Origin of the sequence: Tenacibaculum halocynthiae (assembly GCF_964512825.1) — a bacterium.
Lineage (GTDB): Bacteria > Bacteroidota > Bacteroidia > Flavobacteriales > Flavobacteriaceae > Polaribacter > Polaribacter halocynthiae.
Map to the genome: position 1 here is coordinate 1 of NZ_CAZELG010000028.1, position 15,599 is coordinate 15,599.

The window sequence follows — 15,599 nt, forward strand, 5'->3', positions numbered from 1 at the left end:
TGGATTATCAAATGGATCAATAAAAATAACAGCGAATGGAGGAACTCCAGGTTATAGTTACCAATGGAAAGATTCAACAGGAAAAGTATTAGGAAGCACTACAAATGAGTTATTAAATATAAGTGGTGGAACGTATACGTTGCTTTTATCAGATAAAGGAAATTGTACGTCAACTAGCACTCATATAATCAAAGAGCCATTATTATTAGAAGCAAAAGTAGAGGAAGTATCTATTTTATGTAATGGAGGAACAGGCCAGTTACGCTCAAAAGTAACTGGAGGAGTTTTACCATATGCTTATAAATGGACAGATTCAACAGGAAAGGTAATTTCAACTTCAACGTTTATAGAAGAGGTATCTGGAGTTTATAATTTAGAAGTTACGGATAAGAATAATAACAAATCCAAAGTATCTTCTATTAATTTAAGTGAACCATTAAAGCTTGAATTTTCAAAATTAGAAGTTGTTGATATTAATTGTTACGGAGGTTCTACAGGAAGTATTTTAGTTGAAGCCAAAGGAGGAACAGCACCTTATACATATAGTTGGAAACATTCAACAGATACTAATAAATTAATAAGTGGATTAAAACAAGGTGTTTACTCAGTTACGATTACTGATAAAAATGGTTGTTCTATAACTAATGATTCAATAAAAGTTAATGAACCTGAATTGTATGAAATTTCAGAAACCAATTTATTTAGACCAACATCAGATTTAATTAATGACGGAAGGATTAGTATTAAAATAGTTGGTGGAGTTAGCCCGTATAATTATTTATGGAAAAATGAAAAAGGTGATATTATAAAAGATGCTAATTCAAGTTTAAAAGACGATGAGATCAATTTACTAGGTGAAGGTACATATACTATTCGAGTTACAGACTCTAAAGGATGTATTGTTGAAGAAACATATAATTTAGCTAATCCAGGTGAATTATTAGTATCTGTTGAACAGTTGCAAGAGATAACTTGTTATAATGGTAAAAGTGCAATTTTAGATGTTATAACTATCGGAGGAGCTGGAGGTAATAAATATACTTGGTACAATGCATCAGATGATTCAATTGTTGGCAATAAAAAACAATTAACAAACATCGTAGCTGGTACCTATTATGTAATTGTAGATAATGCAGCAGGAATTAAAGAAAAAAGTCCTCTTTATGAAGTTAAAGAGCCTACAAAGATTGAGTTAGACTTTTTAAGTGAAAACGTGTCATGTAATAAAGCTGACAATGGAAGTTTTACATTTAATGTTAAAGGAGGTAATAATATATATAAATATAGATATGCTTTTGAAGGAACAGGGTATTCAAGTTGGATAATAGTAAATTCAAATACTGCTGAAGTTAAAAATTTAAAGCCAGGAAATCATAAAATCCAATTGAAGGATGGTAATAATTGTTTTGCTTTAAATTCTGAAGGAAAAGATGAATTTGTTATTAAAATTACTGAGCCTTTACAATTAGAGATAACTGAGTTGTCATTAGCAAATCCAACAGGTTTTGGATTATCGAATGGTCATATTGAAACTTCAATAAAAGGAGGAACAGCGCCTTATACGTATTCTTGGGAAGCTAGTAATGGAGTAAGTTTATCATCTAGTTTACGTATAGAAAACTTACAAAAAGGTACATATACCTTAAAGGTTAAAGATTCAAAAGGATGTAATACAGAAAAGACTTTTGAATTAACAGAGCCGGTAAAACTAGAAGTTAGTATAAACCGTAATTCAATAATAAGCTGTAATGGATCTTCAAATGGAGAAATCGAAGCAGTAGTAAAAGGAGGAGTTAAAAATTATACTTATAAATGGCATAAAGAAGGAAATACTTCAGTTCTAGGAACTAAATCAGTTTTAAGTAATTTATCAGCAGGTATTTATTATGTTATTATAACAGATGCTAATAATAATACTGTTACAAGTTCAAAGTATGAATTAACAGAACCATTGGTATTGGTACTAAAATTGACTTCAGATTATACTAGTTGTGGAACAGGAAATGATTGGGAAATTAAAAGTACAGTAACAGGAGGAACTGCACCATATACTTATTTGTGGAATACTGGTGATAATACATCAGATTTAACGAATTTTAAAGCAGGAGTATATACGTTAACAGTAGTAGATGTAAATGGATGTAAAATAACAAAAGAAGTAGAGTTAGTAGCTCCATTGAATTTAGAGATAACAGAATTATCATTAGCAAATCCAACAGGTTTTGGATTATCGAATGGTCATATTGAAACTTCAATAAAAGGAGGAACAGCGCCTTATACGTATTCTTGGGAAGCTAGTAATGGAGTAAGCTTATCATCTAGTTTACGTATAGAAAACTTAAAGAAAGGTACGTATACATTAAAGGTTAAAGACTCAAAAAGATGTAGTACAGAAAAGACTTTTAAATTAATAGAGCCAGAAAAACTAGAAGTAAGTTTAAAACGTAACTCAATAATAAGCTGTAATGGATCTTCAAATGGAGAAATCGAAGCAGTAGTAAAAGGAGGAGTTAAAGGTTATACTTATAAATGGCATAAAGAAGGAAGTCCTTCTGTTGTAGGAACGAAAGCTGTTTTAGGTAATTTATCAGGAGGTATTTATTATGTTATTATAATTGATGCTAATAACAATACTGTTACTAGTTCTAAGTATGAATTAACAGAACCATCAATATTAACTCTAGGGTTAGCTTCAGGTTATGTTAGCTGTGGAACAGGTAATGATTGGGAAGTTAAAAGTACAGTAACAGGAGGAACCGCACCATATATTTATTTGTGGAATACAGGTGATAATTCATCTAATTTAACGAACGTTAAAGCAGGATCATATACGTTAACAGTAGTAGATGTAAATGGATGTAAAATAACAAAAGAGGTAGAGTTAGTCGCTCCATTGAGCTTAGAGATAATCGAGTTATCATTAGCAAACCCAACAGGTTTTGGATTATCAAATGGTCATATTGAAACTTCAATAAAAGGAGGAACCGCACCATATACGTATTCGTGGGTAACTAGTTCAGGCGTAAGTTTACCATCTAATTTACGAATAGAAAACTTACAGAAAGGTAGGTATACATTAAAGGTTAAAGATTCAAAAGGGTGTAGTACAGAAAAGACTTTTAAATTAACAGAACCAGAAAAACTAGAAGTTAGTATAAAACGTAATTCAGTTATAAGTTGCAATGGTTTTTCAAATGGAGAATTACAGGCTATTGTAAATGGAGGGGTTCAAGGTTATACTTATGAATGGTATAAAGAAGTGACTCCTTTATTACAAGGAACAACTTCAACTTTAAGTAATTTATCAGGAGGTACTTATTATGTTATTATAACAGACGCTAATAACAATACTGTTACAAGTTCGAAATACGAGTTAATTGAACCGTCAATTTTAATACTAGCCTTAAATGCTGACTATGTAAATTGTGGAACAGGTAATGATTGGGAAATTAAAACTACAGTATTGGGAGGAACTGCACCATATACTTATTTGTGGAATACAGGTGATAATTCATCAAATTTAACGAATGTTAAAGCAGGATCATATGCGTTAACAGTAGTAGATGTAAATGGATGCAAAATTACAAAAGAGGTAAAGTTAATAGCTCCATTGAACTTAGAGATAACTGAGTTATCATTAGCAAATCCAACAGGTTTTGGATTATCAAATGGTCATATTGAAACTTCAATAAAAGGAGGAACAGCGCCTTATACGTATACTTGGGTAGCTAGTAATGGAATAAGTTTACCATCTAATTTACATTTAGAAAACTTACAGAAAGGTACGTATGAATTAAAGGTTAAAGATTCAAAGGGATGTAGTACAGAAAAGACTTTTGAATTATCTGAGCCTGAAAAACTAGAAGTTAGTATAAAACGTAATTCAATAATAAGCTGTAATGGATCTTCAAATGGAGAAATAGAGGCAGTAGTAAATGGAGGAGTCAAAAATTATACTTATCAATGGTATAAAGATGGAAATGCTACTGTAATAGGAACAACTTCTACTTTAAGTAATTTATCGGGAGGTACTTATTATGTTATTATAACAGATGCGAATAATAATATAGTTACTAGTTCGAAGTATGAATTAAAAGAACCATCAATACTTGAATTAAAATTAACTTCTGATTATGTAAACTGTGGAATAGGAAATGATTGGGAAGTTAAAAGTACAATAAGTGGAGGAACCGCACCCTACACTTATTTATGGAGTACTGGTGATAATACATCAAATTTAAAAGATATAAAAACTGGGGCATATAAGTTAACAGTAGTTGATGTTAATGGATGTAAAGTTTCAAATAATATAACTATAGTTTTACCTGAACCTTTAAAATTAGATGATTACAGTTTAATTAACCCAACTTGTTATCAAGGTAATGATGGGGAAATTAAACTTGAAGTAGCTGGAGGAGCTATGCCTTATAGTTATAAATGGAGTAATGGAAGTGTTTCTAATACATTAAATAACTTAATTGAAGGAACCTACAGTGTTATAATAACCGATAATAAGGGATGTAGTATTACTGAATCTTTTAAAATAACAAGTCCAGAGAAAATTAAATTAGATTTAGGAAAGGATGTTACTTTATGTAAAGGACAAAAAATTATTTTAGACGGAAGTATTAAAGATGGTGTAAATTACTCATGGACTTCAAGTAATGGGTTTACAAGTACAGATTCAATGGTTGAAGTAAATGAATCGGGAACCTATAAAGTAATTTCAACAGATAAGAAAGGTTGTTCAGTAACTGATGAAATAATTGTAAAAACTACAAATACAGAAATTTCAGCTAACTTTATTGTTTCTACACAAGTTTTTGTTAATGAAAGCTTTATTGCTGTTAATGTAAGCTCTCCTGAGCCTGAAGAGTCTATTTGGATTGTACCTAATGAAGGACAAATTATAGACGAATCAGGTAGTTATGTAGAAGTTCTTTTTGATAAGGTTGGTGAGTACGAAATAACACTTGTAACAAGGATAGGAGAATGTGAAGAATATATTACAAAAACTATTTATGTTATAGAAAACGATACGGATAAAGATGTAAAAGATAGTACAGGAAGTCAACCTATGATAAAAGACTTTGTAGTTTATCCTAATCCATCAAATGGAAAGTTTAAGTTAGATGTAAAACTTAAAAAAGAAAATAAAGTTAATGTAAGGATTTTCGGTATGTATAAGAATAATCTAATCAGTGCTAAAAAGCTTGATGGTAAGTCTGAATATACAATTGATTATGATTTAACTTTAGTAACTGGAATATATGTAGTTTTAATAGAATCTGATAAAGAAAGGTTAGTAAAGAAAATAATAATTAAATAATAACCTAGTTATATTTTATTCATAATTAAAAACCCCTTTTGAGATTTTTCAAAAGGGGTTTTTAATTAGATTTATTTTTTTACTTAAACAGACTATTTCTTTTCTAGTAAAGCCATATAGAAACCATCAAAACCAGAAAGATGAGCCAATACTTTATTATCCTTAACAAAAGAAAATTCTGCTCCTGCTTCAGAAGCTAAAAAAGTGTTAACCTGTTCTTGGTTTTCAGAAGGTAGTATAGAACATGTTGCATAAACAAGTTTACCTCCAGGTTTTACCATTTTAGAGTATTGCTGTAATACTTCTTGTTGTGTTTTTCTTATTTTAGTTAAAAACTCAGGTTGTAATTTCCACTTACTATCAGGGTTTCTTCTTATCACACCAAGTCCAGAGCATGGAGCATCAATTAATACTCTATCTGCTTTATTGTGTAATTTTTTTATAACCTTAGTAGAATCAATAACTTTAGTATCAATATTATGAACACCATTTCTTCGAGAACGAACTTTTAATTTTTTTAGTTTACTCTCATAAATATCCATAGCTATAATTTGCCCTTTATTTTCCATTAAAGAAGCTAAATGAAGTGTTTTACCACCTGCACCAGCACAAGTATCAACTACTTTCATACCTGGCTTAACATCTAAATAAGCAGCTACAAGTTGTGAAGAAGCATCTTGTACTTCAAAATAACCTTTTTTGAAAGCTTCAGTTTTAAAAACATTAGCACGTTCTACTAACTTTAAAGCATCATCATGTCCTTTTATAAATTCAGTGTCAATATCTTCTGAAGCTAATTCTTTTTGTAATTTTTCTTTAGAAATGTTTAATGTATTAGTACGTAAAATAACTTGGGCTTGTTTATTTAAAGCAGCAATCTCTTTCGTCCAAAGTTCTTCACCTAATTCTTGTACACAAACTTCATCAATCCAATCAGGAATAGCTTCTCTAAATTTTCTAATTTTTGAAAGCTCATCAAATTTACCTTTAATTCTTCTATTTGGTGTAGGTTCTATTTGATTCCAATCAGGTAATTTAATTCCTTTTAATACACACCAAACTGCAAAAATTCTCCATAATTCAGGTCGTGAAAAAGGAGTTTTAACATTTGCAATTTCAGCATATAATCGTTTCCATCGTACAATTTCATAAATGGTTTCAGCAACGAATTTTCTATCACGAGCCCCCCAACGCTTATCTCTTTTCAAAGCTTTTTCAACAGCTTTATCGGCATAAACCTCTTCATTAAAAATGTCACGTAAGCTATCAATAACCGTGTACACTAAGTTTCTATGTAATCTCATTTGATGAATTTAAGACTGCAAAGATAGTTGAATTTACTGGTTTTTTGTATTTTCGTTAAGAGTAAAAAAAGCTAAAGAATCGATGCATGAAGTTATTTAATTTAATACTATTATTTTTTTTTAGTGTTGTTTTTCAAATGGTTGCTCAAGAGGTATATATTACACCGACTAAGGAGTTTGAAGCCAATCAAAAAGTATATTTATTTGGGAATGATGTTAAGTTACGTGAAGAACCCAATACTAGCTCTAAAGTAATTTCATTATTAAAAATAAGTACAGAGGTATTTGTTATAGAAAAGACTAATAAAATAAAATTATATAATGGAATTGATTGGCCTTGGTATAAGATAAAAACCAGTAATGGAGAAGAAGGTTTTTTATTAGGAGGATTGATATCAAAAGACATTAAAAAAATAAAAAATTCTATATATTTAATTTCTTTAAAAAAGATAAACGATGACTATTTTGTACTTACAAGAGTTGTTAATGGAAATGAAGATTATATAGAAAATAGCACAAGAATAGCTACAACTACTTTTTCAATAAGTGTATCAGATAATAAAGGAGTAGAATCAATAAAAAACATGATTTATATTGATTATTTAGCAGAAGCTTGTGGTGTTGATGGAGGAGGTTATTATTTATTTAATACAGGAAGTTCCTTAATAAAAGCCATTGAATTGTCTTCAGTAGCAGATGGTGGTTTATATTGGTTAAAGGAAGATGTTGTTTTTCCTTCTGATTTTGGTGGTAAAAAAGATAAAATTATTTTAAAAAGTGAACGTGGAGAAATGATAGATGAAGTTACAGAACATAAAAAAATAACAATAGAAACTAAACAATTTGTTTGGCAAGGAAAAGAATTAATTATTGATACTAATAAAAAATAGTCGTTATTAAATTCTATGAATTTAAATCATCCTACTACATATATAAAAGGAGTTAGTGTTGCAAGAGCAGAATTATTATATTCTGAATTAGGGATAAAAACGTGTAGAGATTTACTGCATTTATTTCCATTTCGTTATGTAGATAAAACTCAGTTTTATACAATTAATCAACTACAACAAAATTCTTCTGAAGTACAAATTGTAGGTAAAATAACAGGTATTAAAAATGTAAAACAAAAAAGAGGAAGTAGGTTAGTAGCTACATTTACTGATGCTACAGGTTCTATGGAGTTAGTTTGGTTTAAAGGAGCGAAATGGATTAAAGATAATTTAAAAGTAAATGTACCTTATGTTATTTATGGTAAGCTAAATTGGTATAATAGAACTGCTAGCATGCCACACCCGGAAATGGAAACAGTTCAAGTGTATAAAAGCAAATTACAAATGGCTATGCAGCCAGTGTATCCTTCAACTGAAAAATTAACTAATAAAGGGATAAGTAATAAGGTAATTGGAAATATGATCCAATACCTATTTAAGCAAGTATTTGGATCAATTGAAGAAACATTACCTACTTATTTATTAAATGAGCACCAACTAATAGCAAAACGAGAAGCTTTATTAAATATCCACTTTCCTAAAAATCAAGAGCTATTAACTAAAGCTCAATTTAGATTAAAGTTTGAAGAACTATTTTTTATTCAATTACAATTATTACAAAAAAAATTGATTAGAAAATCAAAAATAAAAGGATTTGTTTTTGAAAAAGTTGGAGAGAATTTTACGAGTTTCTATAATAATAATTTACCTTTTGATTTAACAAATGCACAAAAAAAAGTATTAAAAGAAATACGAAAAGATTTAGGTTCAGGTGCACACATGAATAGGTTACTTCAAGGTGATGTAGGGTCAGGAAAAACTATTGTAGCTTTATTAACAATGTTGTTAGCTATTGATAATGGTTTTCAAGCTACTATAATGGCCCCTACTGAAATTTTAGCTATACAGCATTATAATGGTATTGTTGAGCTTTTAGAGAATACAACAATAAAAGTTGATTTATTAACAGGTTCTTCAAAAGTTAAAAAAAGAAGAGAGATTCATGCAGGATTGGAAGATGGAAGTTTACATATTTTAATAGGAACCCATGCTATATTAGAAGATAAAGTACAGTTTAAAAATTTAGGAATAGCTATTATAGATGAGCAACATCGTTTCGGAGTTGCTCAGCGTTCTAAGCTATGGAATAAAGGAAGAAAAGAAGAAAATGAAGAAATAGTACCTCCTCACATTTTAGTAATGACAGCAACTCCAATACCTCGAACCTTGGCAATGTCTGTATATGGTGATTTAGATATTTCAGTTATTGATGAGTTACCTCCTGGGCGTAAAGAAATAAAAACAATACATAGGTATGATAGCAATCGTTTAGGAGTTTTTAAGTTTTTAAAAGATGAGATTACTAAAGGAAGGCAGGTATATGTAGTTTATCCGTTAATTCAAGAATCTGAAGCTATGGATTATAAAGATTTAATGGATGGATATGAGAGTATTTCACGAGAGTTCCCTTCACCTAAATATCAAATTAGTATTGTTCACGGACAAATGAAGCCAGCTGATAAAGATTATGAAATGAATCGTTTTGTAAATGGTGAAACACAAATTATGGTAGCTACTACTGTAATTGAAGTAGGTGTTAACGTACCTAATGCATCTGTTATGGTAATTGAGAGCGCTGAACGATTTGGATTAAGTCAGTTACATCAATTAAGAGGAAGAGTAGGTAGGGGAGCTGATCAAAGCTATTGTATATTATTGTCTAGTTATAAGTTATCTTCTGACGGGAAAACACGTTTAAAAACAATGGTAGATACTACTGATGGGTTTAAAATAGCAGAAGTAGATTTAAAACTTCGAGGTCCTGGAAATATAATGGGAACTCAACAAAGTGGTGTGTTAAACCTTAAAATAGCAGACGTGATAAAAGATTCTCCTATACTATATAAAGCTCGTCAAACAGCTATTAATTTATTACAAGAAGACCCAGCTTTGTCTCAACCTAAGAATTCTGGTTTATTAAAAATTTACACACAATTACAAAAGAAAACAGGTATTTGGAGTAATATTAGTTAGCTATTATATGAACATAAAACAATAAACTAATTAAAAGAGTCAGTTTACTAATAAAAAGTTATAGTTTACTCATAGCTGTTTTTTTACGATAATTAATACAAATACTTTTAGTGTAAATAAAATGAAGCACTATGAGTAAACAATTATTATACGTATTTTTATTACTAACTTCAGTAATACTTCAAGCACAGGAAATTCCAAAAATTAAAATAGGAAAAAAGCATATTTCTGTAAAAAAACTACAAGTAAAAACTATCATTACAGGAGATATTGCAACAACTACTTTTGATATGCATTTTTACAATCCTAATAATAGAGTTTTAGAGGGAGAGTTTGTATTTCCTTTAGGCGAAAATCAATCAGTTACTAGTTTTTTCCTTGAAATAAATGACAAACTAAGAAAGGCAGTAATTGTTGAAAAAGAAAAAGCAAGAGTAGCATTTGAAACTACAGTCAGAACTAAAATAGATCCTGCACTATTAGAACAAACTAAAGGAAACAATTATAAAGCAAGAATTTACCCAATACCGGCTAAAGGATATAAAAGAGTAGTTGTTGAATTTCAGCAAAAACTTATAGTTAACTCTGGTTCTTATTATTATAAATTACCATTTAATTTTAAAAATAAATTAGAGGAGTTTTCATTATCAATAAAAGTTTTAAATCAAAAAAATAAACCAATTTTAAAAAAGGGGTTTAATAAAGAATTTGTTTTTGATTCAGATAAAAACACGTTCTTTTTAAAAATAAATAGAAATAAACAAAGGGTATCAAAACCTGTATTAATAGAGATACCATTAAATCATAACAAAGAAAAAATACTTACTTATAAAAACTATTTATATTTTACTAAAAGTTTGAATATTGAAAAAGTAAGTAGGAAGTTAAAAAAGAAGATTACCATTTTATGGGATAAATCATTGTCTCAAAAAAATAAAAATGTAAAAAGAGAATTAGCATTGCTAAATTTGTATTTTAAAGAAGTAAAAAATTGTAAGGTAGATTTATTATTATTTAATACAGAAATCAGGGCTAAAGAAAGGTTTTCGGTAGTTAATGGAAATTGGAATAAGTTAAAAACGAAACTTGAAAATACAGTTTATGATGGAGCATCATCATTTAATTTTTTATCAAAGCATAAAAGTACTAGTGCTATAAACATGGTATTCACTGATGGTTTAAATACATTAAGTACTTTAAAATTCAATTTTAATAAAAATTCATATATCATAAACAGTAGTGAATCAGCTAATCATATTTTATTGAAAGATAAGGCAGAAAAAAGTGGAGGAGCTTATTTAAATTTATCTCAAACATCTATAAAACAAGCATTCAATAAGTTTTTAGAAAAAAAAATACAAATATTAGGAACTAACTTAGCAGGTGAAGAGATTGAATTTTATCCTAAAAAAGGAAGTGTTGTTGATAATCAATTTTTTATATCAGGCAAAGGAAACTTCATTAATAAAAAAATACAAATTTATTTAGGTAATGGATTTGATACTGTAAAAACAATATCATTTAAAATCAAAAAAAGGAAAAATAGAAATAAATTAGTGTCAAAAATATGGGCTCAAAATAAGATGAATGATTTAGTATTAGAGTCAGAAAAAAATAAAGAAGAAATTCTTAAACTAAGTAAGAAGTATGATATAATAAGTCCATTTACTTCTATGCTTATTTTAGATAGAGTAGAAGATTATGTGATTCATAATATAAAACCACCTAGTGAACTACAAGAAAAATATGAAGAATTATTAGCACAAAAAGTGAACAATAAAAAACAGCTATTAAATAATTTAAAAGATGATTTATTTAGAGAGTATAATACACTTTTTAGATTGTATGATAAAGATTTTAAACCAATTAAAATAATTAAAACAGTAGCAATAAAAAAAAATAAGAATCCTATCATTACTCCTCGTACTGTTCAAATAATTAGTGATACGATTTTACAAAGAGGAGAGTTCTTTGCAAGAGGTGTTGTAAGAGATGAATCTGGGCTTTTACCGGGTGTTACTGTATTAGTTAAAGGAACAACTACGGGAACCGAAACTGATTTTGATGGGAAGTATTCCATAAAGGTTAGAACAGGAGATGAACTTGTTTTTAGCTTTGTAGGTATGAAAACTATTCAAAAAGTAATAGGAGTATCTAATAGAGTAAATATATTAATGGAGAATGATAATGTTTTAGATGAAGTTGTGGTAACTGCTTATGGAGCTAGACGAGAGGTAAAAGCATTAGGGGCTTCAGTAAGTGTTATTAGAGCAGAAAGTGTTGTTGATCAAGGTTTAGATGGAGTTACGCCAGGAGTTAATATAAATAAAAGTGGTAGAATAAATACTAGAGGTGTCAATTCTTTAAATATAGAAAATAAAGAGCCTTTGTATATAGTTGATGGTATACAAGTTATTAAAAAGCCTAGTATAAATGCAGATAAGATTCACTCTTTATATAGTTTAACATCAGATCAAGGGATAAGTATTTATGGACAGAAAGGAAAAAATGGAATTCTAGTATATATTACAAAGAAAGGACATGAAGACGATTCAGATGATATTCTTGATTTTGAAGAATTAGTAAAAGAAAAAATTGAGTTAAAAGGATGGAATCCTAAAACGCCTTATTTAAAATTGTTAGATGAGTGCAAAAATATAGAAGAAGCATATACTAAATATTTAGAGTTAAGAGAAAATTATGGAAAATCTCCTTCTTTTTATATAGATGTTGCGGATTTTTTTAAAAAGAGTAAGAATTTGAAATTAGCTATTCAAGTTTTAACAAACGTAGCAGAAATTGATTTAGATAATTATGAGTTATTAAAAGCTTTAGCTTATAAATTTGAAGAATATAAGTTATATGAGTATGCAGCTTTTATTTATAAAGAAATTTTAAAGTTAAGACCAGAAGATATTCAATCGTATAGAGATTTAGCATTAGTATATGAATATGTTGGAGAGTATCAAAAATCTGTTGATTTATTATATAAAATAGTTAATGGAGAATTGTTAAGTAAGGATGAAAATAGACGCTTTTCAGGAATTGAAACGATAACTTTAAATGAGTTAAATAGAATGATTAACTTGTATAATGATAAATTAGTAACATCTCATTTAGATAAAAGAGTTTTAAAAAAAATAAATACAGACATAAGAGTATTAATTGATTGGAATCATAATGATACAGATATTGATTTATGGGTTATTGATCCAAATGGAGAAAAGTGCTATTATAAACATAAAAAAACGAAAATAGGAGGATTAATGTCAAACGATATGACTGATGGTTTTGGACCAGAACAATTCATATTAAAAAAAGGGCTAAAGGGGAAATATAAAATTAAAATTAAGTATTATTCAACTGGTCAAGAAAAAATATCTGGACCTACTTTTCTTAAAATAACAATGTATAAGTTTTATGGAAGTAAAAATGAAGTAAAAAAACAACGTTTAGTAAGGCTTACAAATGTTAAAGAAATTTTAGATTTAGGAGAAGTGATTTTTAACTAAATAAATTTAGAAAATATTAAAGAAGCTTTAATTTAATATAAAAAACAAAAGCCTCTCAAATACACGAGAGGCTTAACCAAACAATTTAAGCATTTAAATATTTTCTGACCCCTTCATTTTTCAGAGAATATTATTTTGCAGCTATAAAACAATCAAATAATAAAATACCCTAATAAAAATTTGAAGTTTAATTTATTTTTTTGCGCGTTCAACTAATTCTAATTGGCTAATAGTGGCCTTAGTGGTAAATATTCCATAATTAATAAAAACAGTATTTTTTTCAATTTTATCAATACTACCAACAGAATTTCCATCAATTAATCGAACTCTATCATTAATTTTAAAAACGTAAGCAGCTCTTTCTTTGGCAATTTTCTCTGCTTCTTTTTTCTTTTCTTCTCTAACTTTAACTACTTTTTGTAAAACTTCTTGCTCTACTTTTTTTATAATCTCTTTCTGTTCTTTTTCAATAATTTTCTCTTGGTTTTTTTCAGTCTTTGTTTTTTTCTTAGGTGGATTTTTTTTAGTGTATTTAGTTTTTTCAGCCATTACCCACTTAAAAAAATTTGTAGAAAGCTCTTTTTTATTATTTGTTTGAAAATATTTATTAAAAAGCTCATTAACAGAACGACCTAAAGATAACATACGTTGATTATTATCATATAGCTCTTGAAAACCTTCTAATTTTTTACGAACTTTTTGGTCTTTTTCTTTTAAATTTTCAAGATGTTCTAACTCTTTAGTTTTTTGTTTTTCAAGGGTATCTGACGTCTTTTGAAGCCTATTTCTTTCTTTTTGAAGTTTAGAAATTGTTTTGTCTAAACGAACTTTTTCAGTTTCAACACGTTTTTTAGCTCTATTTATTAAACTATAAGGAATACCATTTTTTTGAGCTACTTCAAAGGTAAAAGAACTTCCAGCTTGACCTATAAATAATTTATAAAGAGGCTCTAAAGTACGTTCATCAAATTGCATGTTAGCATTGGTTACATTATCTAATTCATTAGCTAATACTTTTAGGTTTGCATAATGTGTTGTTATAATACCATATGCTTTTTTCTCATAAAATTCCTCTAAAAATATTTCAGCTAAAGCACCACCTAACTCTGGGTCAGATCCAGTACCAAATTCGTCAATCAAAAACAATGTGTTTTCATTACATTTTCGTAAGAAATAGCGCATGTTTTTTAATCGATAGCTATAAGTACTTAGTTGGTTTTCTATAGATTGATTATCTCCTATGTCGGTTAATATTGTACTGAAAATACAAGTTTCACTCCGCTCATGAACAGGAATTAATAATCCACTTTGAAGCATTAATTGTAATAATCCAATGGTTTTAAGAGTAATACTTTTTCCTCCTGCATTTGGTCCAGAAATAACAATTATTTGTTGCTTCTCATTTAATTCAATTGTTTGAGGAATAGTCTCTATTTCTTTCTCTTTATTTTTTCTCCATAAAATAGGATGATAGGCATTCTTAAAAAATACCTTTTTAGTTTTTCCTATTTTAGGTAAAATGGCATTAATTTCTTTAGCATATTTTGCTTTTGCACCAATAACATCTATGTGTGTTAAAAATGAAATATATTGCTCTAATAGAGGTGTGTAAGGTCTAATTTCTTCAGCTAGAGCGCGTAAAATTTTTACAACCTCTTGTTTCTCTTCGTATATTAAATTTTGTAGTTCTCTACTATATGCTAAAGTTGCTTGCGGAGCTATATATACAATACTACCTGATTTTGAAGCTCCTAATAAACTTCCTTTAACTTTTCGCCTATACATAGCTAAAACAGCTAAAACACGTTGGTTATCTACTATTGTTTCTTTAATATCATCTAAATAACCACTTGCGATATTTTTACTTAATGCTCGAGAGAAACTTTCTGATATTTTACTTCTAACATTATTTATATCTTTTCGAATTTGTTTTAATGCAGGTGAGGCATTATCAGCTACTTCGCCATAAGAAGTAATTATTTTTGTAATAGCATCAGAAACAAAAGTTGTGTATTCAACAGTATCACTTAACTGAGCTAATTTAGGATAGTAGTCGGTGAATTTTTTTAAAAACTTTTTTAATTCATTTACAGTTTCTGTAGTAGTTGCTAATTTTAAAAAAAACTCAGTTTCTAAAAAACTATTTTCAATAGCTAATCGTTTAATATGTTCGGTAATATTTTCAAAACTATGATTAGGTATTCGGTTCTCGTTTTCAAATGAACTTACATACTCATTTACCATGTTTAACTCAAAAAAAAGTTTTTTTACATGAGAAAATGGTTTTGATATTAAAACGTTTTCTTTTCCTAAATCAGAAATACAAAACTCACTCACTTGTTCTAGAACAGAATTGAATTCTAAATCTTGTAGTGTTTTGTCAGTTATTGCGGTTTTCAATGTTTATTTTTGATTAAATTTAATTACAAAA

6 protein-coding genes are annotated in these 15,599 nt (G+C 28.4%); 4 read left to right on the forward strand and 2 right to left on the reverse strand.

Going from position 1 to position 15,599, the window contains the following annotated elements:
• Window positions 1–5,329, forward strand: a 5,329-nt coding sequence (locus ACKTTQ_RS09290) for a T9SS type A sorting domain-containing protein (RefSeq protein ID WP_408049050.1), incomplete at its 5' end; no start/stop codon positions are given.
• A 92-nt stretch (window positions 5,330–5,421) separates the two neighbouring features.
• On the opposite strand, the gene ACKTTQ_RS09295 is transcribed toward ACKTTQ_RS09290, so the two are convergent.
• Window positions 5,422–6,633, reverse strand: coding sequence for an RsmB/NOP family class I SAM-dependent RNA methyltransferase (locus ACKTTQ_RS09295; RefSeq protein ID WP_093871399.1), 1,212 nt, complete (start codon window positions 6,631–6,633; stop codon window positions 5,422–5,424).
• 86 nt (window positions 6,634–6,719) lie between these two features.
• On the opposite strand from ACKTTQ_RS09295, the gene ACKTTQ_RS09300 reads away from it, so the two are divergent.
• The 3 genes from ACKTTQ_RS09300 to ACKTTQ_RS09310 all read left to right on the forward strand — a co-directional run bounded on the left by ACKTTQ_RS09300 (window position 6,720) and on the right by ACKTTQ_RS09310 (window position 13,168).
• Window positions 6,720–7,523: an SH3 domain-containing protein gene (locus ACKTTQ_RS09300; protein ID WP_408049051.1), complete on the forward strand. Its 804-nt coding sequence runs from the start codon at window positions 6,720–6,722 to the stop codon at window positions 7,521–7,523.
• A 15-nt stretch (window positions 7,524–7,538) separates the two neighbouring features.
• The gene (gene recG, locus ACKTTQ_RS09305; protein ID WP_093871397.1) at window positions 7,539–9,656 is read left to right on the forward strand and encodes an ATP-dependent DNA helicase RecG; all 2,118 of its coding nucleotides are present in this window, start codon (window positions 7,539–7,541) and stop codon (window positions 9,654–9,656) included.
• Window positions 9,657–9,787: 131 nt separating this feature from the next.
• Complete coding sequence (locus ACKTTQ_RS09310; RefSeq protein WP_408049052.1) at window positions 9,788–13,168, forward strand: VIT domain-containing protein; 3,381 nt, start codon at window positions 9,788–9,790, stop codon at window positions 13,166–13,168.
• A gap of 192 nt (window positions 13,169–13,360) precedes the next feature.
• Here the strand turns inward: ACKTTQ_RS09310 and ACKTTQ_RS09315 are convergent, their stop codons facing one another.
• Window positions 13,361–15,568, reverse strand: a complete 2,208-nt coding sequence (locus tag ACKTTQ_RS09315) for an endonuclease MutS2 (RefSeq protein ID WP_093871395.1) — start codon at window positions 15,566–15,568, stop codon at window positions 13,361–13,363.
• Window positions 15,569–15,599: the final 31 nt, after the last annotated feature.

Bases quoted from the DNA above. Each gene is read 5' to 3' on its own strand.
- ACKTTQ_RS09295 (WP_093871399.1), bottom strand. From the start codon at position 6,633: ATGAGATTACATAGAAACTTAGTGTACACGGTTATTGATAGCTTACGT.
- ACKTTQ_RS09300 (WP_408049051.1), top strand. From the start codon at position 6,720: ATGAAGTTATTTAATTTAATACTATTATTTTTTTTTAGTGTTGTTTTT.
- recG (WP_093871397.1), top strand. From the start codon at position 7,539: ATGAATTTAAATCATCCTACTACATATATAAAAGGAGTTAGTGTTGCA.
- ACKTTQ_RS09310 (WP_408049052.1), top strand. From the start codon at position 9,788: ATGAGTAAACAATTATTATACGTATTTTTATTACTAACTTCAGTAATA.